The sequence below is a fragment of the Streptomyces chlorus genome, from assembly GCF_042655885.1.
Taxonomy (GTDB): Bacteria; Actinomycetota; Actinomycetes; order Streptomycetales; family Streptomycetaceae; genus Streptomyces; species Streptomyces chlorus.
In genome coordinates this window covers 201,826-225,695 of record NZ_JBHSOA010000042.1, presented here as the reverse complement: position 1 = coordinate 225,695, position 23,870 = coordinate 201,826, and the positions used below count along the sequence as shown (strand labels likewise).

The 23,870-nt window shown below is 68.5% G+C and carries 23 protein-coding genes; 15 read left to right on the top strand and 8 right to left on the bottom strand.

The genetic code is table 11. The annotated features are described in order from the left end of the window. Positions 1–20: 20 nt before the first annotated feature. Together ACFPZI_RS20240 and ACFPZI_RS20235 are read left to right on the top strand one after the other, a co-directional pair. Positions 21–419 carry an OB-fold nucleic acid binding domain-containing protein gene (locus ACFPZI_RS20240; protein WP_381364828.1) on the top strand — a complete coding sequence of 133 codons (399 nt, stop codon included), beginning with the start codon at positions 21–23 and terminating at the stop codon, positions 417–419. A gap of 3 nt (positions 420–422) precedes the next feature. Then, a complete protein-coding gene (locus ACFPZI_RS20235; protein WP_381364826.1) occupies positions 423–1,202 on the top strand; it encodes a DUF3159 domain-containing protein in 780 nt (259 codons plus the stop codon). Between the two features lie 91 nt (positions 1,203–1,293). Here ACFPZI_RS20235 and ACFPZI_RS20230 read toward each other — a convergent pair whose 3' ends face one another. Beyond that, positions 1,294–1,971, bottom strand: coding sequence for a potassium channel family protein (locus ACFPZI_RS20230; protein WP_381364824.1), 678 nt, complete (start codon positions 1,969–1,971; stop codon positions 1,294–1,296). Then, positions 1,971–2,642: a potassium channel family protein gene (locus ACFPZI_RS20225; protein ID WP_381364822.1), complete on the bottom strand. Its 672-nt coding sequence runs from the start codon at positions 2,640–2,642 to the stop codon at positions 1,971–1,973. Before ACFPZI_RS20225 ends, ACFPZI_RS20230 begins: the two co-directional genes overlap by 1 nt. Before the next feature lie 586 nt (positions 2,643–3,228). Between ACFPZI_RS20225 and ACFPZI_RS20220 the strand changes: the two genes are divergently transcribed. Both ACFPZI_RS20220 and ACFPZI_RS20215 read left to right on the top strand, forming a co-directional pair. Continuing rightward, positions 3,229–5,274: an APC family permease gene (locus ACFPZI_RS20220; RefSeq protein WP_381364820.1), complete on the top strand. Its 2,046-nt coding sequence runs from the start codon at positions 3,229–3,231 to the stop codon at positions 5,272–5,274. A gap of 67 nt (positions 5,275–5,341) precedes the next feature. Further along, the gene (locus tag ACFPZI_RS20215) at positions 5,342–6,670 is read left to right on the top strand and encodes a class I SAM-dependent RNA methyltransferase (RefSeq protein ID WP_381364818.1); all 1,329 of its coding nucleotides are present in this window, start codon (positions 5,342–5,344) and stop codon (positions 6,668–6,670) included. Between the two features lie 560 nt (positions 6,671–7,230). Here the strand turns inward: ACFPZI_RS20215 and ACFPZI_RS20210 are convergent. After that, on the bottom strand, positions 7,231–8,139 hold the full coding sequence (locus ACFPZI_RS20210; protein ID WP_381364816.1) for a hypothetical protein: 909 nt from the start codon (positions 8,137–8,139) through the stop codon (positions 7,231–7,233). 452 nt (positions 8,140–8,591) lie between these two features. On the opposite strand from ACFPZI_RS20210, the gene ACFPZI_RS20205 reads away from it, so the two are divergent. The 4 genes from ACFPZI_RS20205 (at position 8,592) to ACFPZI_RS20190 (ending at position 13,009) form a co-directional block, all read left to right on the top strand. Beyond that, entirely contained in the window at positions 8,592–8,804 is a 213-nt protein-coding gene (locus tag ACFPZI_RS20205; RefSeq protein ID WP_381364814.1) for a hypothetical protein, read from the top strand. A gap of 430 nt (positions 8,805–9,234) precedes the next feature. Next, positions 9,235–11,511: a GmrSD restriction endonuclease domain-containing protein gene (locus ACFPZI_RS20200; RefSeq protein WP_381364812.1), complete on the top strand. Its 2,277-nt coding sequence runs from the start codon at positions 9,235–9,237 to the stop codon at positions 11,509–11,511. A gap of 854 nt (positions 11,512–12,365) precedes the next feature. After that, on the top strand, positions 12,366–12,731 hold the full coding sequence (locus ACFPZI_RS20195; protein WP_381364811.1) for a hypothetical protein: 366 nt from the start codon (positions 12,366–12,368) through the stop codon (positions 12,729–12,731). Next, entirely contained in the window at positions 12,728–13,009 is a 282-nt protein-coding gene (locus ACFPZI_RS20190) for a hypothetical protein (RefSeq protein WP_381364809.1), read from the top strand. The genes ACFPZI_RS20195 and ACFPZI_RS20190 overlap by 4 nt, the downstream gene beginning before the upstream one ends. A gap of 211 nt (positions 13,010–13,220) precedes the next feature. Here ACFPZI_RS20190 and ACFPZI_RS20185 read toward each other — a convergent pair whose 3' ends face one another. The 3 genes from ACFPZI_RS20185 to ACFPZI_RS20175 form a co-directional block, all read right to left on the bottom strand. After that, positions 13,221–14,411 carry an IS701 family transposase gene (locus ACFPZI_RS20185; protein ID WP_381364807.1) on the bottom strand — a complete coding sequence of 397 codons (1,191 nt, stop codon included), beginning with the start codon at positions 14,409–14,411 and terminating at the stop codon, positions 13,221–13,223. Positions 14,412–14,592: 181 nt separating this feature from the next. Then, entirely contained in the window at positions 14,593–15,009 is a 417-nt protein-coding gene (locus ACFPZI_RS20180) for a PIN domain-containing protein (RefSeq protein ID WP_381364805.1), read from the bottom strand. Continuing rightward, entirely contained in the window at positions 15,006–15,269 is a 264-nt protein-coding gene (locus ACFPZI_RS20175; protein ID WP_381364803.1) for a CopG family transcriptional regulator, read from the bottom strand. Before ACFPZI_RS20175 ends, ACFPZI_RS20180 begins: the two co-directional genes overlap by 4 nt. A gap of 579 nt (positions 15,270–15,848) precedes the next feature. Here ACFPZI_RS20175 and ACFPZI_RS20170 point away from each other — a divergent pair. Continuing rightward, positions 15,849–16,304, top strand: coding sequence for a TetR family transcriptional regulator (locus tag ACFPZI_RS20170; RefSeq protein ID WP_381364801.1), 456 nt, complete (start codon positions 15,849–15,851; stop codon positions 16,302–16,304). A gap of 49 nt (positions 16,305–16,353) precedes the next feature. On the opposite strand, the gene ACFPZI_RS20165 is transcribed toward ACFPZI_RS20170, so the two are convergent. Next, positions 16,354–17,238, bottom strand: a complete 885-nt coding sequence (locus ACFPZI_RS20165; protein ID WP_381364800.1) for a helix-turn-helix transcriptional regulator — start codon at positions 17,236–17,238, stop codon at positions 16,354–16,356. A gap of 236 nt (positions 17,239–17,474) precedes the next feature. Here ACFPZI_RS20165 and ACFPZI_RS20160 point away from each other — a divergent pair, with 236 nt between their 5' ends. The 6 genes from ACFPZI_RS20160 (at position 17,475) to ACFPZI_RS20135 (ending at position 21,508) form a co-directional block, all read left to right on the top strand. Further along, positions 17,475–18,491: a zinc-dependent alcohol dehydrogenase family protein gene (locus tag ACFPZI_RS20160; RefSeq protein ID WP_381364799.1), complete on the top strand. Its 1,017-nt coding sequence runs from the start codon at positions 17,475–17,477 to the stop codon at positions 18,489–18,491. 66 nt (positions 18,492–18,557) lie between these two features. Continuing rightward, positions 18,558–19,253 (top strand): SDR family NAD(P)-dependent oxidoreductase, encoded by a 696-nt coding sequence (locus ACFPZI_RS20155; protein WP_381364797.1) that lies wholly within the window; start codon positions 18,558–18,560, stop codon positions 19,251–19,253. Between the two features lie 40 nt (positions 19,254–19,293). Next, the gene (locus ACFPZI_RS20150) at positions 19,294–19,815 is read left to right on the top strand and encodes a cyclophilin-like fold protein (protein ID WP_381364795.1); all 522 of its coding nucleotides are present in this window, start codon (positions 19,294–19,296) and stop codon (positions 19,813–19,815) included. Positions 19,816–19,894: 79 nt separating this feature from the next. Beyond that, positions 19,895–20,662 carry an SDR family NAD(P)-dependent oxidoreductase gene (locus ACFPZI_RS20145; RefSeq protein WP_381364793.1) on the top strand — a complete coding sequence of 256 codons (768 nt, stop codon included), beginning with the start codon at positions 19,895–19,897 and terminating at the stop codon, positions 20,660–20,662. 63 nt (positions 20,663–20,725) lie between these two features. Beyond that, on the top strand, positions 20,726–21,046 hold the full coding sequence (locus ACFPZI_RS20140) for a carboxymuconolactone decarboxylase family protein (protein ID WP_381364791.1): 321 nt from the start codon (positions 20,726–20,728) through the stop codon (positions 21,044–21,046). 48 nt (positions 21,047–21,094) lie between these two features. After that, entirely contained in the window at positions 21,095–21,508 is a 414-nt protein-coding gene (locus ACFPZI_RS20135) for a (R)-mandelonitrile lyase (protein WP_381364790.1), read from the top strand. Between the two features lie 1,224 nt (positions 21,509–22,732). Here the strand turns inward: ACFPZI_RS20135 and ACFPZI_RS20130 are convergent. Continuing rightward, on the bottom strand, positions 22,733–23,767 hold the full coding sequence (locus ACFPZI_RS20130) for a hypothetical protein (RefSeq protein WP_381364789.1): 1,035 nt from the start codon (positions 23,765–23,767) through the stop codon (positions 22,733–22,735). Positions 23,768–23,870 lie beyond the last annotated feature (103 nt).

Below are 23,870 nucleotides of genomic sequence, written 5' to 3'. Positions count from 1 at the left end.
CACCCCGGTACGCTTCACGTATGAGTGCTGTTCCTCGCTCGGAGAAACCGGCGGGCCGGTTCCGGCGCATGCTCGACCGGCTCTCCTTGTCGCAGGAGGACCTGGAGTCCGAGGAGCTGCGTGAGGACGCCGAGACCGCCGGCTGTACACGGATAGGTGACTGCCAGGATCGGCAGATAGTGACGGTTACTGGTACCTTGCGCACGGTCACGCTGCGACCGCGCGCGGGAGTCCCGGCTCTGGAGGCCGAACTGTTCGACGGCTCCGCCGCGCTGGATGTGGTGTGGCTCGGCCGGCGCTCCATCGTCGGGATAGAACCGGGGCGCAGACTGATCGCATCGGGCAGGATCTCCCTGAGCAGAGGCCGCCGGGTGCTGTTCAATCCGAAATACGAACTGAGACCCCTCGGACGGGAGTAGCCGGTGACGTCGCTCGACAAGCCGACAACCGAAGACACATCCGCGGACGACGCCAGGGCGGTGACCGAGGCCGCCCTGTTCGAGGCGTTCGGCGGGGTGCGGGGCATGGTCGAGACGGTGCTGCCCGGTCTCCTGTTCGTCAGCATCTACACGATCAACAAGAACCTGCACATGGCGGCGATCGCGGCGCTCGCCGTGTCGCTGGCGATGGTCGTGGTCCGGCTGGCGAGGAAGGACACCGTCAAGCACGCCTTCAGCGGCGTCTTCGGTGTCGGCTTCGGCGTGGTCTTCGCGATGATGACCGGCAACGCCAAGGACTTCTACCTGCCGGGCATGCTCTACACCACGGGCCTGGCCCTGGCGTACATCATCACCGCGCTGGCCGGTGTCCCGCTGATCGGCCTGATGCTGGGCCCGATCTTCAGGGAGAACCTCTCCTGGCGCACCCGCAACCCGGGTCGCAAGAAGGCTTATACCAAGGCCAGTTGGGCCTGGGGCCTGATCCTGCTCGGCAAGAGCGCGATCCTGTTCCCGCTGTACTGGTGGGCGGACACGACACAGCTGGGCTGGGTCCTGATCGCGTTGAAGATCCCGCCGTTCCTGCTCGCGGTGTACCTGACGTGGGTGTTCCTGGCGAAGGCGCCGCCGCCGATCGACGTGTTCGCGGAGATGGAGGCGGAGGAGCGCGCCGAGGAGGAGCGCAAGGCCGCGCGAGAGCAGGAGAAGGCGCAGCACGCGGAGGACGGCGAGGCGACGACGACGGGTCGCCACCGTCGGCCCTGAGTCACCTCGTTCGGCACGTGAGTACGTGAGTGGGGGCGCCCGGAGATCTCCGGGCGCCCCCACTCACGTACTCACCGCCACCGGAGCGGTGTCAGCGCACGGTGTCGGTCCTGCGTACCGACAGGAGGTCCTCCAGCTGCTCTTCGCGGGCCTGGGCGGCCACGAAGAGCAGCTCGTCGCCCGCCTCCAGGGAGTCCTCCCGGGTCGGGGTGAGGACGCGCGTCCCCCGGATGATCGTGACCAGCGAGGTGTCCTGTGGCCACTGGACGTCGCCGACCTGGGTGCCGGCCAGCGCCGACTCCTCGGGCAGGGTCAGCTCGACCAGGTTGGCGTCCCCGTGGCTGAAGCGCAGCAGCCGGACCAGGTCGCCGACGCTGACTGCCTCCTCGACCAGGGCCGACATCAGGCGCGGGGTGGAGACAGCCACGTCCACGCCCCAGGACTCGTTGAACAGCCACTCGTTCTTGGGGTTGTTCACCCGGGACACGACGCGCGGAACGCCGTACTCCGTCTTGGCCAGCAGGGAGACGACCAGGTTGACCTTGTCGTCGCCGGTCGCGGCGATGACGACGTTGCAGCGCTGGAGCGCCGCCTCGTCCAGGGAGGTGATCTCGCAGGCGTCGGCGAGCAGCCACTCGGCCCGCGGAACGCGCTCGACCGAGATGGCGGTCGGCGCCTTGTCGATGAGCAGGACCTCGTGCCCGTTCTCCAGCAGTTCGCCCGCGATCGAGCGACCCACCGCGCCGGCTCCGGCAATGGCGACCCTCATCACTGACCGCCCTCCTCTTCGGGGCCCTTGGCGAACGCCGCCTCGACCCGGTCGATCTCGTCCGTGCGCATCATCACGTGCACCAGGTCCCCCTCCTGCAACACCGTCCGGGAGCTGGAAAGGATCGCCTCGCCGAGCCGGGTGAGGAAGGCCACGCGGACGCCGGTCTGGTCCTGCAGTCTGCTGATCCGGTGCCCCACCCAGGCCTGCGAGGTGTGCACCTCGGCGAGCTGCACACCGCCGGTCGGATCGCGCCACAGCGGCTCGGCGCCCGAGGGGAGCAGCCTGCGCAGCATCTGGTCGGCCGTCCAGCGGACCGTCGCCACCGTGGGGATGCCCAGGCGCTGGTAGACCTCCGCGCGGCGGGGGTCGTAGATGCGGGCGGCGACGTGCTCGATGCCGAACATCTCGCGGGCCACCCGCGCGGCGATGATGTTGGAGTTGTCCCCGCTGGAGACGGCGGCGAAGGCGCCCGCGTCCTCGATACCCGCCTCGCGCAGGGTGTCCTGGTCGAAGCCGATCCCGGTGACCCGGCGGCCGCTGAACGAGGAGCCCAGCCGGCGGAAGGAGGTGGGGTCCCGGTCGATGACGGCGACCGTGTGCCCCTGCTCCTCCAGGGTCTGGGCCAGGGCGGAACCCACCCGCCCGCACCCCATGATCACAATATGCATCGCGTCACACCGTGCTTCCTGCAGGCCCGTCGACCTTCATGACCATCGTGCTCATGTCTCTCTTTCGGCTCGCCGGGCAACCCGTGGCGGCCTGAGTGCGGGCCGTCGGGCAACATCATGCCGGGACGGCGCGACCCCGGTATCCTCCGGGGGCCGACCGCCGCGTCCGGGTACCCGTGACCAACGTATCCGCATCGGGAGGCGGTCAGCGGCGGGTGATGCTGCGCACGCTCGCCAGGGTCAGGATCCCGAGGCCGAGCAGCGTGGCGAGGGCGCCGATCAGTTCTGCGGTCGCGTGCATGGGAACCTCCACGGAGCGGCGACGGACGGGGCACGGCCGCCCGTCCGGACCGGCCGCCCCGGACGACGGACAGGGGCGGCCCGGCCGTGACGGACAGGGGCCCAGTCATATAGGCATGGAACCGGTGCGTGCCACAGAACCCGCAGCGCCACCACCCCGAGATTTCACCCGGAGAGCAGAGGCCGTACGCCCGCACCACGGCGGTGGCACGAGTGCCGTACGGAAGCCGTATGGATCTGGGTGGCGGGTGGGTTGCCCCTGTTCGAACGCCTACGATCCCCTGTTGTGTCCAAACTGACCGACGTGCCCAAACGCATTCTCATCGGGCGCGCGTTGCGCAGCGACCGACTGGGCGAAACGCTTCTGCCCAAGCGCGTCGCACTCCCCGTCTTCGCATCCGACCCGCTGTCCTCCGTGGCGTACGCGCCCGGTGAGGTCCTGCTCGTCCTCTCCGTCGCGGGTCTGTCGGCGTACCACTTCAGCCCCTGGATCGCGGCCGCGGTCGTCGTCCTGCTGTTCACCGTGGTCGCCTCCTACCGGCAGAACGTCCACGCCTACCCCAGCGGCGGCGGCGACTACGAGGTGACGACGACCAACCTCGGTCCCCGGGCGGGTGTGACCGTCGCGAGCGCCCTGCTCGTCGACTACGTCCTCACCGTGGCCGTGTCGATCTCCGCCGGCATCGAGAACCTGGGCTCGGCGGTCCCGTTCGTCGTCGAGCACAAGGTGGCCTGCGCGATCGCGGCGATCGTGCTGCTGACGCTGATGAACCTGCGGGGCGTACGGGAGTCGGGCACCCTCTTCGCGATCCCGACCTACGTGTTCGTCGCCGGCGTCTTCACCATGATCGCGTGGGGTACCTTCCGCTCGGTGGTACTCGGCGACGACATGCGGGCACCCACGGCGGACTACGAGATCAACCCCGAACACTCGGGTCTGGCGGGCTTCGCCCTGGTCTTCCTCCTGCTGCGCGCCTTCTCCTCCGGCTGCGCCGCGCTCACCGGCGTCGAGGCGATCTCCAACGGCGTACCGGCCTTCCGCAAGCCCAAGTCCAGGAACGCGGCGACCACCCTCGCGATGATGGGCCTGCTCGCCGTCACCATGTTCTGCGGCATCATCGCCCTGGCCGGCGCGACCGACGTCCGCATGGCCGAGAACCCGGCCACGGACCTGTTCCACGACGGCGTACCGCTCGGCCCGGACTACGTACAGCACCCGGTGATCTCGCAGGTCGCCGAGGCTGTGTTCGGCGAGGGCAGCCCGCTCTTCCTCGTCCTGGCCGCCGCCACCGCACTGGTACTGTTCCTCGCCGCCAACACCGCCTACAACGGTTTCCCTCTGCTCGGCTCGATACTCGCCCAGGACCGCTACCTCCCGCGCCAGCTGCACACCCGCGGCGACCGGCTCGCCTTCTCCAACGGCATCGTGCTGCTCGCCGGCGCCGCCATCGTGCTGGTATGGGCCTACGGAGCCAGCACCACGCGCCTGATCCAGCTCTACATCGTCGGCGTCTTCGTGTCCTTCACCCTCAGCCAGATCGGCATGGTCCGGCACTGGAACCGCCTGCTGGCCACGGAGAAGCAGCAGGCCGCACGCCGCCACATGACCCGCTCCCGGGCCATCAACGCCTTCGGCGCCTTCTTCACCGGCCTGGTCCTGGTCGTCGTACTCGTCACCAAGTTCACCCACGGCGCCTGGGTCGCGATGCTCGGCATGTGCTTCTTCTACGTGCTGATGACGGCCATCCGCCGGCACTACGACCGCGTCTCCGAGGAGATCGCCGCCCCCGAGGTCCCCGGCGACGACATGGTGCGCCCCTCCCGCGTCCACTCGGTCGTCCTGATCTCCAAGATCCACCGCCCCGCACTGCGTGCCCTCGCCTACGCCAAGCTGATGCGCTCCGACAGCCTCGAGGCCCTCAGCGTCAACGTCGACGCCGCGGAGACCCGGGCCCTGCACGCGGAATGGGAACGGCGCGGCATCGAGGTGCCCCTCAAGGTGCTGGACTCCCCGTACCGCGAGGTCACACGGCCGGTCATCGAGTACGTCAAGAACCTGCGCAAGGAGTCCCCGCGGGACGTGGTGTCCGTGATCATCCCCGAGTATGTGGTCGGCCACTGGTACGAGCACCTGCTGCACAACCAGAGCGCGCTGCGGCTCAAGGGCCGGCTGCTGTTCACGCCGGGCGTGATGGTGACCTCGGTGCCGTACCAGCTGCAGTCCTCCGAGGCGGCCAAGCGGCGCGCCCGCAAGCGGGCGGACTGGGCGGCACCGGGGTCGGTGCGGCGCGGTCCGGCGGAGCGGTCGAAGGACTCCTCCCCGCACACGTAGACTGGACGGCTGTTGTCGCGGGCCACCGCCCGCACCTTCGCCCCCGATGTTGTGGAGTCACCCCGCCATGCAGGCAGAACCGAGAAAATCGCTGGTGGGGGAGGAGTACGAGGTCGAGGTCGGCCCCGTCGCCCACGGTGGCCACTGCGTCGCCCGTACGGCCGAGGGCCAGGTGCTGTTCGTCCGGCACGCGCTGCCCGGCGAGCGGGTCGTCGTCCGGGTGACCGAGGGCGAGGAGGGTGCCAGCTTCCTGCGCGCGGACGCGGTGACGGTGCTGGACGCCTCCAAGGACCGGATCGACGCCCCCTGCCCGTACGCCGGGCCCGGCCGCTGCGGCGGCTGTGACTGGCAGCACGCCAAGCCGGGAGCCCAGCGCCGGCTCAAGGGCGAGGTCATCGCCGAGCAGCTCCAGCGGCTCGCCGGGCTCACGCCCGAGGAGGCCGGCTGGGACGGCACGGTCGTGCCCGCCGAGGGCGACAAGCTCCCCGCCGGCCAGGTCCCGGCATGGCGTACACGCGTGCAGTACGCGGTGACCGCCGACGGCCGCGCGGGCCTGCGCCGGCACCGCTCGCACGAGGTCGAGCCGATCGACCACTGCATGATCGCCGCGGAGGGCGTCAGCGAACTCGGCATCGAGAAGCGGGACTGGACGGGCATGGACTCCGTCGAGGCGATCGCCGCGACGGGCTCCCAGGACCGCCAGGTCGTCCTGACCCCGAAGCCGGGCGCGCGCCTGCCGCTGGTCGAACTGGACCGCCCGGTCTCAGTCCTGCGCATCGACGAACGTTCCGGCCAGGTCCACCGCGTCCACGGCCGCCCCTTCGTCCGCGAACGGGCGGACGGCCGCACCCACCGGGTCGCGAACGGCGGCTTCTGGCAGGTCCACCCGAAGTCGGCGGACACCCTGGTCACCGCGGTCATGCAGGGTCTGCTGCCCCGCAAGGGAGACATGGCCCTCGACCTGTACTGCGGTGCCGGCCTGTTCGCGGGCGCCCTCGCCGACCGGGTCGGCGACGCGGGAGCGGTCCTCGGCATCGAGTCCGGCAAGCGCGCCGTCGAGGACGCCCAGCACAACCTCGCCGACTTCCCCCGCGTCCGCATCGAGCAGGGCAAGGTCGACTCCGTCCTGCCCCGCACCGGCATCACCGAGGTCGACCTCATCGTCCTGGACCCGCCGCGCGCGGGAGCGGGACGCAAGACGGTGGAGCACCTGTCGTCCCTGGGTGCGCGGAAGATCGCGTACGTGGCGTGCGACCCGGCCGCGCTGGCACGGGACCTGGCGTACTTCCGGGACGGGGGGTACCGGGTGCGGACGCTGCGGGCGTTCGATCTGTTTCCGATGACGCATCACGTGGAGTGCGTGGCGATTCTTGAGCCCGCCGAAAAAGGGCTTTGACCTGCGCTTTTCCTGTGATGCTCAGGTCTGGCCGGGTTGCTCGACCTGTTTTCCGAAGTGCACCACGTGAAGTGCGTGGTCTGCTGACGAACGCCGTCTGACCTGGCGTTTTAGATGGCGTACCGGGACGGCGGTGCGGTCGTCCCTTCTCTCAGTGCGAAGGGAGGCCGACCGCATCGACGCTCAGTTGACGCTCGTTCTGATGGCTCGTCATTGATTGCCGCCCGGCAAAACATGATCAGCTCACGGATGACGTTGCCGCCTTCTCGGTCGTGCCGGATTCCTCGGCATCCGCGAACCGCTTGTTGCGGCGCACGGAGGATCAGAAGGAGGCCCCGATCAGCACCACGCCGATGAGGTGTAGGTGATCAGGCCGGCGATGCCGGACAGCAGGACCGTCTCGTTCTCGTCGACGTGCGCGCCGTCGTGTGTCTGAGCGGGGTGCGCCCTGATTCCTCGTACGCGGCTTAGGATTTGATGTCGAGGCGGACCTCGTGGGCGGGCGCCCAGTCGAGCAGACTGGACGCCCGTTCCGGCAATGGCTTGGGTTCGGGCGAACGTCAGCAGCGGAACCCGCGGGTCGTGTCCCGGGGCTCGACGTCCGTGTAAGGCTTGAACCACTCGTCCCACAGGTCTTCTTCGGCCACGTCTGCTTCCAGGAAGTCGTGCGCCCTGTCGCTGACGTCGAGCAGCCCGCTCTCATTAGCGAGGAAATCCCAGTCATAGTCGAACCGAGAGGCCGGAAGGGTCTGGTAGACCTCGTCCGCGTGGACGGATTCGATATTGAACCCGCCGATGCCTTCCACGGCGTAGCCGAGTAGCACGCTCTCGACCAGGCAGCGCGGTTCCGGGATACCGTCGGCAAGCAGATCGGCCGCGAGGTCGTCGTACGCGCGAGCGCAGTGAAGAAGGAACCAGTCCGACTGGGTCTCTGCGCTGACCGGAACGCTGTGTTCCCAGAAGTCGGGGTCATAAGCAGCGAGGTACGTCTTGTCCGCAAGGTTCCTCAGCTGCTGATGGAGAACGAATGCGGTCCTGGGCGTTACCCCAACGCCGCCGCAGTCCCCGCAGCCGCGGCCCCGGGGGGACGAGTCGCAGATGGCGCACTTCGCGCAGTCCTCGGCCACAGTGCAGCCGCAGCTTCGGCAGCTCCCGCAGTCGGATGCGCTGAAAAGCGAGAACACGGCCGCGTTGGGCTGTCCCAGGTTCTCCGCGACGGCCCGCGCGGCCCTGCGCGCAGCCCGGGCTCGTGGAGCGTCACGATGTGCGTCCTCGATCTCCTCCGCGATGTCAGTGATCGCCTTCCTGAGGGGGCCAGGCAGGGAAGCCGAGCACCGGTGAACCTTCGCGAGGGCGCCTGCTCCTCCCTGGAGAGCCGCGTTGAGCGTGGCGGCGAGCAGCTGGGATTCGTCGCGATCCTCGAACGTCCCGATCTTTGAGAGTTCCGGTCCGCGGGGCGTCCCCTGCATGCTGAAGAGGATGGCGCCGTTACCCTTGGGCTGGGTCAGAAAGAAGAGATGCGACGGTGCGGAATGTGTCGGCATGGCTGAGCCTCCGAGTGGTGCGCGGGCAACGAGTGCGGGAACGGTAGGGAACACCGCCGCAGGCTCGTGCCTGCTACGTGAAAGATGAGGTGAGAGACAAGCCGGTGGTCCGGGTGCGTCCGCGGACTCCTTGGCTAAAGCGCAGCTGGTGATCTGGCCACGAGCGAGATCCCGTTGCTGGCACGCGGAAGCCTGCCACAGAAGGTGCCGGGGATGCCAGTGAGTTCGCGAAATCCTGAGTCGGGGCGGGCGTTGTCCGGTCCCTCAACTCCTGCCCCCGCCTACCTGATGTCCTGGTTCCAGGCGCTGCTCCGGCCGTTCGGTCCCGTATTGCAGACCGTGTGTTAACAGCGCCAATATCAGGTGCCGTTCTTTCGGTGGCGCAGTTCGATGCTGGTGCAGCCGCAGCGGCCGTACTCGGACGGGCCTGGGCCTGGTCCGTGCCGTCGCGGATGAAGACGGTCACGCGCACGCCGCGTCCGACCGCCTCGCGCAGCAGCGGCAGGATGCTGCGCACCCGGTTCAAGACCCACGCCCACAGCCAGACCGAGCTGCGGGCCGCGCGGATCTCGTCTTCGCACGTGCTGTAGAAGGTCAGTTCGTCGTTGATGCCCGTCACCTCGACGTGCCGGGCCAGGACGTCGGCGAGCGCGTTCCCGAACACGCCGAACTCGCGCTCGTTCTCGTGCGGCGGAGTGATCAGGTGGCTCGCTCGCAGCCGCCGTACTCCGGGAGTGCCTACCAACGAGGCGAGGTGGGTGAAGGACCTGCCATCCTTTGCGGCCCGGATTCGCTCCCAGCTGTCGATGACGTAGAGCCGGGTCTGGACAGGAGTGGCCGTTGGCGATCAGTTTGCCGCCCTGCAGCATTCCTCCGTAGGCGAGCGAGTTGGCCAGCCGCATCACCATCGGACCGAAGCGTTGCTGCTCGGTCAGGGTGACGCAGGCTAACCTGATGCTGTTCCCACGCCATGACCGCTTCCGCCGACCAGTTGCCCTCGGACGTTAGGAGCCCTCGGCTGTGCCACCCACTTTGTATCGCGACACTGGTTACACGCTCCGGCACCTGATCGAGAACATCGAAGGCGGTCGTATCGGATTACCAGACATTCAACGCCCGTTCGTCTGGTCTGCGGCGAAGACCCGCGATCTCTTCGACTCGATGTATCGGGGCTACCCGATCGGCACCCTGATGTTCTGGGAGACCGGCGCTGAGGTGGGGACGCGGCAGATCGGAACGGAAGCCGGTGATCGGGCACCTCAGCTGTTGGTCGTTGACGGACAGCAGCGGCTCACTGCCCTGTTCGCTGTCCTCACCGGGTGCAAGATCGTCACTAAGTCTTTCGACGAGATCAACGTTCGCATCGCGTTCCACCCGGAGGACCAGACGTTCGAGGTCACGGACGCGGCGATCGAGCGTGACGCCCACTTCATTCCGGACGTCACCGCGCTCTGGGCCCAAGGTGGTTACAAGCCCACCGTCCGGCAGTTCTTCCAACGGCTCGAACAGGCCAGCGGCCAGCCCTTGTCGGACGCTGCCAAGGATGAGCTCGAAGAACGCGTAGACAGGGTCCGGGACCTGCACGAGTTCCGCTTCCAGGTTGTGGAGCTGGGTGCTTCGGCCAACGAGGAGCAGGTCGCCGACATCTTCGTGCGCATCAACTCCGAAGGCGTGAAGCTCAACCAGTCCGACTTCATCCTCACCCTGATGTCAGTGCATTGGGAGAAGGGCCGCCGCCAGCTCGAAGACTTCAGCCGCGGCGCGGTGGTCGCAGGACTCCCCGGTCCGAGCCCTCGAAACGCCTTTCTGGACCCCAGCCCGGACCAACTGCTGCGCGTAGCCGTCGCTGTCGCCTTCCGGCGCGCCCGGCTGCAGCACGTCTATAGCGTCCTACGAGGAAAGGACCTTGAAACCGGCAAGGTCACCGCCGCTCGACGGCAGGAGCAATTCGACCGGCTCGCCCAAGCACACACGAAGGTCCTGGACCTGACCAGCTGGCACGAGTTCTTCCAGTGCGTCACGGCGGCCGGCTTCCGCAGTCGCAAGATGATCACCTCCGACAACGCCCTGCTGTACAGCTACACGATCTGGCTGATCGGACGCCACGACTTCGGACTGACGGTCGATGAACTCCGGCCCGTGATCGGACGGTGGTTCTTCATGGCGCACACCACCGGTCGGTACTCCAACTCGCCGGAGTCACAGATGGAGTTTGACCTGGGACGGATCGGCAGTCTGCCGCCAGGTGACGGCCGAGCCTTCACCGCGGAACTCGACCGGATCATCGCAGCGAACTTCACCGGCGACTACTGGGACATCTCCCTGCCGAACCGGCTGGACACATCCTCGTCGCGTTCACCGGTGCTGTTCGCCTACCAGGCGGCGCTCAACATCCTCGACGCCGAAATACTCTTCGGCGACCAACGAATCCGTGATCTGCTGGACCCCTCAGTCCAACCCGCCAAGGCTGTCGACCGGGACAACCTGTTCCACCGCAAGGCGCTCGCCGGACTGGGTATCACCGACCGGCGCCAAGTCAATGCCATCGCCAACATGGCCTACGTGACGTGGCCGGCAGACGAGCTGTCCAACACCGACGCACCACATGACTACTGGCCGAGAATCACGGACGCGATGGACCCGGAGGTGCTCGAGCGGCAGGTACGGTGGCACGCGCTTCCGGTCGGCTGGGAACAGCTCGACTATTTAACCTTCCTGGAACGGCGGCGCCAGCTAATCGCCAAGGTCGTGCGGGAAGCGTTCGAAACCCTCACGGGGGAACGCCCTGCGTACGTCCCAACCACCCCGGCCGACATGATCGCCGCCGGCGAGTCCCAGGGCACCGAGTTCAAGGCCAGCGCCCGCTGGAACGTGCACACCCGGCAGGCCGACAAGTCCCTACGGCACAACATCGTCAAGGCCGTCTGCGGCTTCCTGAATGGCGAGGGCGGAAACCTGTTCATCGGTGTCGCCGACGACGGAACCGTCCTAGGCATCGAGAACGACCTCACCACTCTGGAGTCGCAGGCCAGCGTCGACGGGTATGAGCTCTTCGTACGCCAACTCCTCGACAGCAGCCTGTCGACCCCGACAGCGACCACCGTCCGCATACGCTTCCCCGAGATTTCCGGCAATGTCGTCTGTCAGATCAGCGTTGCCGCGGCAGGTAAGCCGGTGTTCGCCAAGCCCGCCAAGGGTGGCAACGGCGCCACCGACTTCTGGGTCCGGGTTGGCAACGCCACCAAGCAACTCCACGGCGATGACCTCCTGCGCTACCAGGAGGAACACTGGGGATGAACGTCCCTATGGCCAGCCCTCCGACCAGAGGGGAATGACCTCGGGGACCTATCCCTGGTGTAGACCACGGTCCGGTTGCTGCCGAGAGCCTTGGGAGTCGCACTCACCAGACGGTGTGGCGACCTACACATTTGGGCACATCGACGGATGGCGCCGGTGGAGTCCGGTCGGCCTTCTCGGCCTCCTCGTCGACCGGCTTGAACACGCAATGGCCCGCGCACCGCGGGCGCGGTCGCCAAGGAGCAAGCGCAGGCTGTCGGCCGTGACGCTCGTTTGACGCTCTGGACGCCGACAAGCCGGGGCGAGAATCGATGGGATTGCTGTGACCTGCGCTTTTCCATAACCGGCACAGACCGACGTCATACCGATGACGCACCACGTGGAGTACGTGGCGATTCTGGAGCCTGCTCGGGAGGCTGCCTGACCTGCAGGTTCTCTGTTCAGGGTCGGCTCTCGACCTGTTTTGCCGTGTCCAACAGGTCGGACGGTAGCTCAGTCCCTCACCTGCGGTTTTCCGCTGCCAAGACTCGTGTGGGGGATGAAGGAGAGCCAACTTGCAGAAGATCTTGACGCTCATATGACGCTCGGACCGCCGGTGGGCAGAGGGCCGGCGGCTCTGCGCGGTAGCTGTTGCCCACCAGGAACGGTGCTCCTGCGGGGTGCTGTGAAGCCCTGCTCCTGGTGAGTGCATCTGATTACAGAGGGTCATGTGCTGAGTCGCCGGCTCTGGCCGTTGCGGCTTTCGGTAGGGCAGGGGGCTTTCGATCGGGTGTTGTTTTACGGGTGCGCTTGATAACGGCAGGGGTATGGGTGCACGCTCGTCGGGACAAGGTCCAGGAGAGGAGCGCCGACGCATGAGTGAGCCTGCGCACGAGGCAGCCGATGCCCCGCAGCCGCCCATGCAGGTGGAGGCGATCCGTTCGGCCCTTGCGCAGGTCGCGCCGGACCTGCTTCCCCGGTTTGACGAGGCGCGGGTGGCTGCCACGGCCAAGGCCCGGCTCAGTGTCTCCGCGACGCCGCTGCGGAACTTCGTGCAGGGCTGGGCCGTGGAGGTGGCCATAGCCCGCAGGCCGGAGACGTTCGCCCGGCTCCGTGACCTGGAGGCGCGTGCGGCGAGGGTTACCAGCCTGGACGAGGCACGGACGATCGCCGCGGAAATCAGCCGCATCCGTCGTAGTGCGGCAGTCGAGGTGGGCCTGCACGAGGCGGACGCTCGGTGAGCTTCGACAACCTCTGGGTATGGGAGTACGCCTTCCACGCCGAGGACGAGATCAGCTATCCGCAGCTTGTCCGCGACGAAGTGAAGACCATCGCCGATCAGCTCGTCGAGATGGCGAACCTCGGCATCGATCCCGCCGAGCTTGGCGAGCCCACCTCGGGGACGGCCCGTCGGCATGACTTGCCGTGCGGAGGCTGGTTCACGACCCAGTCCCTGCCGTACAGTCGACCGCCCCTTCTCGCCGTGGTCGAAGTGGTTCCGCCGTTCCACCTTCTCTGAAGGTCTTCCTGGGGCGTGGGGACAGGAGGATACGGGACGACAGGCCACTCTTTGGTCAAGCTGAGTGTCCGTACTGTCAATCCCCTCGAAACAGGGCTTGGTCATGGTTGTGGATCTCGTAAGTCATGATCGCGAGGCCGGAAGCAGGCTGGGCAACGCCACAGGGTGGCGATGAGGGCGGCCCGGAGCGCGATGACGACCCGATACAGACTCAGACCACGTGTCGGCCTTTTGGGTTGAGCCGCGCCTCCAGGCAGAACAGGTGGGCGGCGGAGACCAGGGCGACGTGATGGTGGAAGCCGAGGTGGCTGCGGACCTCGAGGTCGCCCAGCCCGAGGGCCTGCTCCATCTCCCGGTAGTCGGTCTCGATGTGCCGGCGGCTGGTGGCGTGCCTGACCAGCACGGACAGCGGGATGTCGGGGGGCAGGTCCGTGATCCATGAGCGGAAGACGTCCCCGCCGCGCCTGTGACGCCACTGGACCAGCAGGGTGCGCCGGGGCAGCATCCGATCCGGGGTGGTCCGCGAGACGTGGCCCCGCTCAATGATCCCGGCGATGTGCACAGGAACGGCGACGAACCAGCCGGAGCGCGCCGGATGGTCCTTGCTCTTCGGGCGGTAGACGAAGCGGCGGGCGCGATAGCGGTGTTCGGCGGCGACCTGGTCGACCTTGAGGCTCGGCCGCCGGTGCGCCCAGACGCTGACGGGCCGGCCGGTCGCGGGCAGGACGACGGTGTCCGCGGTGACGGCTACCAGCCAGGGGATCCCCCGGGCGGTCAGCCCGCTGCGGAAGGCGACGTTGTTCCCGTGGTCGCAGTCGGCGATCACCACCGGCGGGGTCGGGCCCCAGTCGGCCGGCTCGTCGAGGAGGTCGAGGGCGAGGGCCTGCTTGGTGCGGTGCCCGACATCGGCGGGCACGCCCGCCTTCGCGCAGCGGGTGCGGTCCTCGGCCCAGGAGGCGGGCAGGAACAGCCGCCAGTGCAGCGGGGAGGAGCCCCGCCGGGACACCGCGTGGACCGAGACGGCGACCTGGCACAGGTGCTGGTTCCGGTCGCCGCAGTGCTGCACCATCGCCCCGGCCGTGCCGTCCCCGTAGCGCACGAAGGGGTGATCGTCGATCAGCCACGCCGCCGGTCCCAGCACCCGCGCGGCCCGGGCGGCTACCCGTCGCTGCACGTCGCGGTAGTCCCAGGAGGACTGCCCGATGAAGTGGCCGAGGTTCTGCCGGGGCAGGCCGAGGCGCTCCGCCATCGGCGCCACCGACTTGCGTCCACCCTGTAGCAGCAACCCACGCAGATACTGCTGTCCATAGTCGCGTTGCCCCCGGTAGACGACGTACCTGAAGACAACGTCGGCGAACTCGGCAAGATCCAGATCCAGTTCCGCGATGGCTTGTGCGTCCATGGCACCACGATGGCACCGTCATCAGACCCCGGCACCGATCCACTGTGATCCACGACCATGACCAAGCTCTGAACTCGGGGCTTGACATAAGAAAGCTCCCGTCCTACTGGTAGTCGTCGTCTGCCTGAGCGGCTTGGTGCGACCGGACTCCTGGCCCTGGCGGAAAGCTGGGCGGCTCCCGTCAGATCTTGATCACGGTGACCCGTGTCCCGCAGAGCGCGGTGAGGTCCTCAGGGTCGGAGGTGAGGACGATGGTGGGGCTGGGGGCGGCGAGTGCGGTCGCGGCGAGTATGGCGTCGATGGCGTATTTGTGGCCATGGAGACCGGCATCGGAGAGGAGCGTGGCGGCATGGCGGGCGAGCGGGTCGGTGACTGGCTCGATCACGAGACGGGAGAGCGTCCATTCCAGCGCCGGGCGGTTGATCCGGGGGTGGATGACCTCGACGAGAGTGGCTGCAGAAGTGATGACCCGGAGGTCGTCGGCGCGGGCGAGAGAGAGCCAGGCGGTAACCGTGCGGTCGCGGAGGACGGCCTTGGCCAGTCCTTCACTGTCCAGGACGAGGGTGCCGCCTGGGGTGGCGGCGGGGGAGCGGGTCACGCGGCGTCTGCTGCGTGCTGCGACTGCTCGCGTCGTGCCTGGTGGAGCTGGTCGCGCAGGGTTTGGATCTCGTGGTTGGTGACGGGGCCGTGTTCCGCCTCGGCGACGGTGATGAGCTCGTTGAGGTTGTCGCGTTCGATCTGGCGGGCGACGGCCGCGGCGACGTAGGCGGAGAGGCCGGAGGGACCGCTACGGTCGCGGGCGGCCTCGGCGACATCCCGCGGCATGGTGATCGAGTACTTGCCGGTGGGCTCAGTCATGCTACCTATCCTACCTCCGATCCTCCCTCATGGTGGGGTGGTTTGGCCGGTGTGGGGGTGGATGCCCTTGCTTGCTTGCTTGGGTTGGTGGTGAGCCGCCGTTCGCCGCTCTCGCGACCCGTGACGCTCGTTTGACGCTGATGGCGTTTCCCGGGGTGTGGAAATGAGGCTCAACCCCATCTTGACCTGCACTTTTGCTCAGTCCCCTCCGGTGTGACGTGTTCTCGATGACGCACCACGTGGAGTGCGTGGCGATTTTGGAACCTGTCGCAAAAGGGGCCTGACCTGCGGTTTTGCGGCCCGGGTCGGTCGCTCGACCTGTTTCCCTCCATGTAACGGGTCGAGCGGACCGACTGCCCCTGAGGGCGATTGACCTGCGGTTTCATGGCGGCAACGCTTGCATACGCTTCGATTTCAGACCTCCTTCGGAGTTTCTTGACGCTCGGATGACGCTTGCTTTGAGGCTCTGGCCGTCCCGACGCATACGCCGGAGTCGCGTACGGCACTTCTCTACCCGGTGGTCACCCCGCGGGCGTCATCGCCGATGTCGCCTGGCGTCTTGTGTTCGCCGCCGCGACTGTGTCGCGGGCCACCTTCTTCGACTGCTTCGCCGGCAAGGAAGCCGTCGTCTTCGACCAGGACCCCGAAGCCCGCGAACGTCGGCTCGCCTTGCTGGAAGCCCGCACCCCGGGCGAGCCGCTCTGGAACGCACCGACCGCTGTCATGATCGAAGTAAACGAGGGCCTGCGCGACCGCATGCCGCTGATGCGACGGCTCAAGAGGCAGACGCCGGCGCTCGCCCGGGCCGGCCAGGCATCCGGCGACCAGCTGCGGACCGACCTGCAGAACTGGATCCTGGCCCAGAGCGACGGCGACGACGCCCTGACCGCGATCCTGCAGTTGAACCTGGCGCTCGCGGCCTCCGGCACCGCCTACCAGAGCTGGAAGGCCGACGAGGACTTCGACACCTACCTCCGGCGCCTCAGGCAGTGCCTGGAGCAGGCGGGCGCCGGTGTCGCCTTCCCCGCCCCCTGAACCGGGCTTCGTATCCCTCCGGGACCGCTGATACGGAGCGGAGGCGAGGTCACCTGTCCAGGGGGCGGCGGGCGAGGATTTCCTGCGTCGCAGCCCACGAGGCGAGCAGGCGCAGGCCCTCTTCGGACGGTGAACCGGGTTCGGCGGTGTAGATGGTGAGGGTGAGGCCGGGTTCGGCCGCCATTTCCAGTCCTTCGAAGGCGAGGGTGAGGTCGCCGACGGCGTGGTGGTGGAAGTTCTTGGTGCCGGTGCCGTGGTGGCGGACGTTGTGGGCGCCCCAGCGGGTGCGGAACTCGTCGCTGCGGGTGGACAGTTCACCGACGAGGTCGTGGAGATCCCTGTCGTGGGGGTTGCGGTCGGCCTCGGTGCGCAGGATCGCGACGGTGACGTCGGCGGCGAGGTCCCAGCCGGGGTAGAAGCGGCGGGAGACGGGGTCCAGGAAGGTGAAGCGGGCGAGGTTCGCCTGGTTGGTGGTGGCGTAGACGTCGCTGTAGAAGGCCCGGGCGAGCGCGTTGACGGCGAGGATGTCCATGCGGCCGTTGCGGACGAACGCTGGGCCGGCGGTGATCGCATCGAGCGTCCACCGCAGGCTGCGGTGCGGGGACCACTGACGGGCGGGCCGCCGGCGCCGGGGGCGGGTGAGGGCGTCGGAGCCGTCGGCGGCCTGCGCCAGATGGAGGAGGTGGGCGCGTTCCGCGTCGTCGAGCCGGAGAGCGCGGGCGACGGATTCGAGGACGGCGGGGGAGACACCGGCGAGATTGCCGCGTTCGAGCTTGGCGTAGTACTCCACGCTCATGTCGGCCAGGGCCGCGACCTCGCTGCGGCGCAGGCCGGGGACGCGGCGCCGGGGGCCGGTGGGCAGTCCGGCCCGCTCGGGGGTGATCTTGGCTCGCCGCGAGGTGAGGAACTCGCGGACCTCCTGCTGGTTGTCCACCCGTCGACCGTACGCCCAGCGGGCCGCGGGAGGGATGTACTGCCGGTACACCCATTGAGCGTGACTGGCCGCCCGCGATGAACGGCGGTTACCTGGAGAACGTGGTGCTGGTCCCGGCTGTCCGTCGGCGGGGACGGGGCCGCCCGACCCCGGTGCACAGACGTCTCGTGTCTCGGGGCCGGTCGCACGCGGACCGTACGGAGCGGTCCGGACTCACGTACGCAAAGGAACCCCTCATGCGCGGCGCAGTGATCCACGCCCCCGGTGACGTCCGCTTCGAGACGCTGGACGGCCCGAAGATCCTCCACCCGACCGACGCGATCATCCGTACGGCCGTCACCTGCGTGTGTGGGTCCGACCTGTGGGCCTGGCGCGGTCTGGAGCCGATCGGCGATGCCCATCCGATGGGGCACGAGTACGTCGGTTTCGTCGAGGAGGTCGGCTCCGAGGTCACGGCCGTGAAGCCGGGCCAATTCGTCGTCGGCTCGTTCGCGACCTCGGACAACACCTGTGCGAACTGCCGTAACGGCTTTCAGTCGAACTGCGTGCACCGGGAGTTCATGAGCACCTGCCAGGCCGACTACGTCCGCATCCCCAACGCCCAGGGCACTCTGGTGGCCATGGACGAGGTGCCGTCCGAGGGGCTGTGGCCCGGTCTGCTGGCCGTTTCCGACGTCATGGGCACCGGTTGGTGGGCCGCCGACGCCGCCGAAGTGAAGCCCGGCTCGACCGCCGTCGTCGTCGGCGACGGTGCGGTCGGCCTGTGCGCCGTGATCGCGGCCAAGGAGAGGGGTGCGGAGCGGATCATCGCGATGAGCCGCCACGAGTCCCGGCAGAAACTCGCCCGGGAGTTCGGCGCCACCGACATCGTCATCGAGCGGGGCGACGAGGGCATCTCCCGGATCAAGGACCTCACCGACGGCATCGGCGCCGACAGCGTGCTGGAGTGCGTCGGCACCACCCAGGCCATGCAGCAGGCCCTGCACTCCGCGCGCCCCGGCGGCAACGTCGGCTTCGTCGGCGTCCCCCACGACGTCGCCGTCGACGGACAGGAGCTGTTCTTCTCCCACGTCGGCCTGCGCGGCGGCCCCGCCCCCGTGCGCCGCTACCTTTCCGAGCTCATCGACAGCGTCGTGACCGGCCGGATCGACCCGGGCAAGGTCTTCGACCTCACCCTTCCCCTGGACCAGGTCGCGGAGGGATACAAGGCGATGGACGAGCGCCGCGCCATCAAGGCACTCCTCAAGCCCTGACCCCCCCACGTTCCCGTTCCCCGGGGCCGGACGCCCGGCCCCGGCCCGCTTGAGGAGGACCCCAGCGTGACCACGTACGTTCTCGTCGGTGTCGGTGTCGGTGTCGGTGCCGGTGCCGGTGCCGGTCCCGGCCTCGGACTGGCCACCGCCCGCCGCTTCGGCGCCGCCGGCCACGGCGTCGCCCTGATCGCCCGCAGCGCCGAACACCTCGAGCACCTGACGGATGAGCTCCGCCGCGACGACATCCAAGCCCGCGGCTTCCCCGCGGACGTCCTGGACCCGGCCGCGCTCACCGGCGCCCTCCAGGACGCCGCCGAGACACTCGGGCCGGTGGAGATCCTGCAGTACAGCCCGGTGCCGCGGGCCGACTTCATGAAACCGGTCCTCGACACCACCGCCGACGACCTGGAGGACCCGCTCGCCTTCTCCCTGAAAGCCCCGGTGAACTGTGTGAACGCGGTCCTGCCCGGCATGCGGCACCTGGGTCGCGGCACCCTTCTTTTCGTCAACGGCGGCAGCGCGGTCCGCCCGCACCCCCAGCGGGCCGGTACCTCGATCGCCTTCGCCGCCGAGAGCGCCTACGCCCGCATGCTCCACGACGCGCTCGCCGCCGAGAACATCCACGCCGCGCAACTGATCATCCCCGGCGTGATCCGGCCCGACGCAGAGCACAGCAGCCCCCAGGTGCTGGCCGAGCGCCTGTACGCCCTGCACACCGAGCGGGACGGCTTCCGCCACTACGCCGAGCCGATGCCCGAGTGACGGAAGGGTGATGGACATGTCTCCGGCGTCCCCTCCGGGCGTGCGCCTTGGGCCGGTCCTGCCGGCGATCTCGGCGGCCGTGGGACTGCTGGCCCTGACAGCCTGCTCCGGCAGCGGGCAGACCATCGACCCCTCTGCCCCGGCGACCTCCTCCGGGCGACCCCGGACGACCAGCACCCAGCCCGCCACACCGTCCGACAGGAGCAGCGTCGTGCGTATCCAGCTCACCCTCGACGGTCGCCCGGTCCGAGCCACGTTGAACGACAGCCCCGCCGCCCGTGACTTCGCCGCGCTGCTCCCGCTCTCCCTCGACCTGGAGGACTTCCACCGGACCGAGAGGGTCGCCGACCTCCGGAGGGAACTGGACACCTCCGGCGCGCCGGACGCGCCCACCCCCCGGGCAGGGGACCTGGCCCACTACGCGCCCTGGCGCAACCTGGCCCTCTTCTACCGCGACGGCGAGGCGTCCCCGGGCCTGGTCGTCCTCGGGCACTTCGACGACCGCCGAGACCTCGACCGGCTGGCCACCGCCGACCGCGTCACCATCGGACCCCTGACCTGACCCGGCCCTCACACCCACTCGGCGTACCGCCCCGTACGCCCGCCGTCCGTACACGCCGCACGGAAAGGGGAAAGCCCCAATGAACCCCACGTACGACTTCACCGGCCAGGTCGCCTTCGTCACCGGAGCCTCCTCCGGCATGGGCCTGGCCACCGCCCGCGCCTTTGCCGAGGCGGGTGCCGCAGTCGGCCTCGCCGACATCGACGAAGCCGCTCTCGACGCGGCGGTACGGCAGCTCACCGGCGAAGGCCACCGGGCGCTTGCCCTTACCTGCGACGTCGCCGACGAGTCCCAGGTCGCCGCCGCTGTCGACCGCACGGTGGAGGCGTTCGGACGCCTGGACATGGCCTACAACAACGCCGGCATCCAGATCCCACCCGCCGACGCCGCCGAGGAAGGGGCCGAGGTGTTCGACCGTGTCCACGCCATCAACCTGCGCGGCATCTGGGCGAGCATGAAGCACGAGTTGCGTCACATGCGCGCCCGGGGCAGCGGCGCCATCGTCAACTGCTCTTCCCTCGGCGGCCTGGTCGGCCTCCCCGGCCGCGCCTCCTACCACTCCTCCAAGCACGGCGTGATCGGCCTGACCGGCAGCACCGCCCTGGAGTACGCCCCGCGCGGCATCCGCATCAACGCGATCTGCCCCGGCACCATCGACACCCCCATGGTCAGCGACATGATCGCCAAGGGAGAACTCGACCGCGCCGAGGCCGAAGCGAATCAGCCGATCCACCGGCTCGGCACCGCCGACGAGATCGCGCAGGCCGTCCTGTGGTTGTGCAGCCCCGGCGCCGGCTTCGTGGTCGGTGTCGCGCTGCCCGTCGATGGCGGCTACGTCGCCCAGTGACCACAGAGTCGGCGAGCGGCTGCCTCCGTGAAGCCGCCCCGATACGCAGCAAGGAGTGACATCATGCCCAAGCAGTCCGCCCCGAAGGAGCTGGAAGCGATCGCGCCCAAGCTCGTCGAGGTCACCGACGAGGTGCTCTTCGGCGACATTTGGGAGCGCCCCGGACTCTCACCGCGCGACCGCAGCCTGGTGACCGTCAGTGTCCTGGCAGCCCTGTACCGCAGCGAGCAGCTGCCCTACCACCTGGGCGTGGCGCTGGAGAACGGCCTGAGCGTCGAAGAACTGTCCGAGGCCATTACCCACCTGGCCTTCTACGCCGGTTGGCCCAACGCCATGACCGCGATCAACCAGCTAAAGAAGCTCACCGACGAGCGCGGCGCCTGACACCGGTACACCGCCCCCGCCGCATCAGCACAGCAAGGGACACCTTCCGTGGAACACATCACGCAGACCCCGACCGCCAAGGCCCCCGCCGAGCGCTTCATCGGCGACGTCTACCTCAACATGATCGAGACCCCTGTCGAACCGGCCCGGCTGGCGACCGCCCTGGTCCGTTTCACCCCCGGCGCCCGCACCGACTGGCACTCGCACGCCAACGGCCAGACCCTCTACATCACCGACGGCGTCGGCCTCGTCGGCACCCGCGAAGGCGACGTCGTACGGGTCGGCGCCGGGCAGACCGTCAAGTGCCCGCCCGGCGAGGAGCACTGGCACGGAGGCACCGACACCACTCTCATGGCCCACATCGCCATAGTCGTCGGCGACGCCGACGGCGATGGCACCACGTGGCTGGAACCGGTGACCGACGAGGAGTACGCCGCGGCGCTCGCCACCGTCGCCCGCTGAGGCCGAGTACGACGGTCGGTACGTGCGAGTCCAGGTGAGAGGCGACTGCACCTCTCACCTGGACTCGCACGTACCGAGCAGCGGTCGGACCATGCCCTGCCGACGCCTGCGTCGCCGGGTGGTCTACTCGTTGCAGCCCTGCTGTCCGCGAGCAGGCCGAAGAGGCATTCGGCCATGACGCTCGTTTGACGCTCTCGGCCTCCCCACGCAAGACAGCGAGCCATGAAACCTCCCCTGACCTCGCCTTTTCCGTTCCTTGCTCGGGCCGACATCTTTTCGATGACGCACCACGTGGAGTGCGTGGCGATTCTCGAACCCGCGAGGAAGAGCCTCTGACCTGTGTTTTCTCTGGCGTGCCCGGTCTTTGACGGGCTGTGCCGACCTGTTTCCGGGTGGGCATGACGTGAAACCTGTCACCTGACTGACGAACGCCTCTGACCTGCGGTTCTGTGGAGAACATGCTGGATGAAGGGTCCGCTGCACCGATCTTCGCGGGGACAGTGAGGAGTCATTCCGACGCTCATCCGACGCTGATTTTGATGGAGTGTCATGTGCATCGGCCCGTTGGTCACGCTCTGTGGAACCCTCGGTCTCGACTCGTTGCTCGGAGGGCGGGGCGGGTGCTGCGGTTGACGTCGAAGCCGTCCGGAGTGCTGCGGCAGCCGAGGAGAGCGCTCCCGAAGGCCCGTTCGCAGTCAGTTGTGCGGTGGTGGTGCCTGTGCTGTGGTCAGGTGTGTCGCTATGGCGGTGAGGCGTTCGGCTGTGCTCGCCGAGGTGTTCGCGGGCCGGCCGCTGTATTGCGACCGCACCACGTCCGCCGAGAGATGCCGGAGAACCCATCGGCTCATCCCAGGGCACAGGGCACAGGCCCGGGGCCGGGGCCGGGGCCGGGGAGTCATCCGGGCATGAGCTGAACTCCCATGTCGCACGGGAGATCTAAATGCCGCCCGGGTGCAGGGGTGAGGGCGTTCTCGTCCCCCACCCGGTCGAGGTCGCCTGCCCTGTGTCCGGCCGGCAGGCGAGACGTCATCTTGAATTCAGCTGTGAGCGGCCCCCGACCGGCGCCGGTGCGTCGTGCGGGGGCCAGTTGTATGCGGAGTGAGTGCTGGTCACGTGTGGATGCTCATGGCGGCCGGTTGCCGGCGAGGCTTCTGGTGTCTCATCGTGTTCCGGGCGTCGGCGCAGCCGTTTCCTCGCAGGCCGGTCGCGTGCTCGGAAGGGAGATCAGGCCGGGGTCGGCGCTGTTTCGGTCGTGGTCGTGGCCGTGAGGGTGGTCTTGGCGCCTCGTCGGTCGGCGATGAGGATGAGGATCAGGCCGAGGGTGACCCAGGCGGCGAGTGTCAGTGCCGGGCTCATGGCGCCTATGCCGTCGAAGTAGGCGTTCGCTCGCAGCAGGCTGCCGGCGGCGCCCGGCGGCAGGATCTGGCCGAGGGTGGACCAGCCGTCCGGGAGCCAGTGGGGGCCGGTGGCGAGGCCGGACAGGGGATTGCCGAGAAACATCATCACGGCGGCGCCGAGGCCGAGGCCGGCGAAGCCGACGAGTGCTTCCAGGCCGATGAAGGTCATGGAGAGGGCGGCCATCCCCAGGCTGAGACCGAGCGCGGTGAACCAGTAGTCACCGGCGAGGGATCCGGTTCCGTACTGGAGGAACGCGGTGACGGCGGCCCCGGCGAGCAGCGAGAACAGCACGGCGCCCGTGAGGCGGGTGCGCAGGCCGGTGTGGCCGGGGAAGAGGCGGGCGAGGAGGACGGCCGGGATCATGCCTCCGAAGATCATGGGGAATCCGGCGGCGGAGAATCCGGCACCCCGGGGATCGTCCTCGGGGTAGGGCACCAGGTCATGGACGGTGGCTTTGGACTGCTGCTGCGCGGCGAGCGTGTTGCCCAGCCCGGTCAGGGCGCTGCTGCCCATGGGCGATGCGGCGGTGGCCGTGTAGACCTCGATCCCGGTGGCGGAGGCGGCGAGCCCGCCTATGACGTCCCGGTCCTTGATCGCGGAGGCGAGGGCGTCGGCATCGTCGTAGGCGATGACGTCCCACTGGTCGCCGTCAAGGTTCTGCCGGAGTGCCTGGGTGGTCTGCTCCGCTCCCGTCACGCCGACGGGCATGTTGTGCGGGCCGCTGTTGATACTGGGCAGGGCGAACGCGCACAGCATCAGGATGACCGCGGCGGTCAGCCCGAGCAGGACGGCGACCAGCTTGCGGGCTGCACCAGACCCCGCGGCTTGCGTTTCAGCGGTCGGTGTTGGCTGTTCGGACATGACGTTTCGTTGCTCGCTTTCGACCGGGGTACCCCTCCTTGCCGGCCTGCGGCTGACAGGGGCAGCTGTGATGGCACATCAGCGCGCTATGGCGCGCCAGTGG

What these genes read in the sequence shown, in the direction of transcription:
- ACFPZI_RS20240 (WP_381364828.1), top strand. Translation starts at nt 21, where the DNA reads ATGAGTGCTGTTCCTCGCTCGGAGAAACCGGCGGGCCGGTTCCGGCGC.
- ACFPZI_RS20230 (WP_381364824.1), bottom strand. Translation starts at nt 1,971, where the DNA reads ATGAGGGTCGCCATTGCCGGAGCCGGCGCGGTGGGTCGCTCGATCGCG.
- ACFPZI_RS20225 (WP_381364822.1), bottom strand. Translation starts at nt 2,642, where the DNA reads ATGCATATTGTGATCATGGGGTGCGGGCGGGTGGGTTCCGCCCTGGCC.
- ACFPZI_RS20215 (WP_381364818.1), top strand. Translation starts at nt 5,342, where the DNA reads ATGCAGGCAGAACCGAGAAAATCGCTGGTGGGGGAGGAGTACGAGGTC.
- ACFPZI_RS20210 (WP_381364816.1), bottom strand. Translation starts at nt 8,139, where the DNA reads ATGCAGGGGACGCCCCGCGGACCGGAACTCTCAAAGATCGGGACGTTC.
- ACFPZI_RS20195 (WP_381364811.1), top strand. Translation starts at nt 12,366, where the DNA reads ATGAGTGAGCCTGCGCACGAGGCAGCCGATGCCCCGCAGCCGCCCATG.
- ACFPZI_RS20185 (WP_381364807.1), bottom strand. Translation starts at nt 14,411, where the DNA reads ATGGACGCACAAGCCATCGCGGAACTGGATCTGGATCTTGCCGAGTTC.
- ACFPZI_RS20175 (WP_381364803.1), bottom strand. Translation starts at nt 15,269, where the DNA reads ATGACTGAGCCCACCGGCAAGTACTCGATCACCATGCCGCGGGATGTC.
- ACFPZI_RS20160 (WP_381364799.1), top strand. Translation starts at nt 17,475, where the DNA reads ATGCGCGGCGCAGTGATCCACGCCCCCGGTGACGTCCGCTTCGAGACG.
- ACFPZI_RS20145 (WP_381364793.1), top strand. Translation starts at nt 19,895, where the DNA reads ATGAACCCCACGTACGACTTCACCGGCCAGGTCGCCTTCGTCACCGGA.
- ACFPZI_RS20140 (WP_381364791.1), top strand. Translation starts at nt 20,726, where the DNA reads ATGCCCAAGCAGTCCGCCCCGAAGGAGCTGGAAGCGATCGCGCCCAAG.
- ACFPZI_RS20130 (WP_381364789.1), bottom strand. Translation starts at nt 23,767, where the DNA reads ATGTCCGAACAGCCAACACCGACCGCTGAAACGCAAGCCGCGGGGTCT.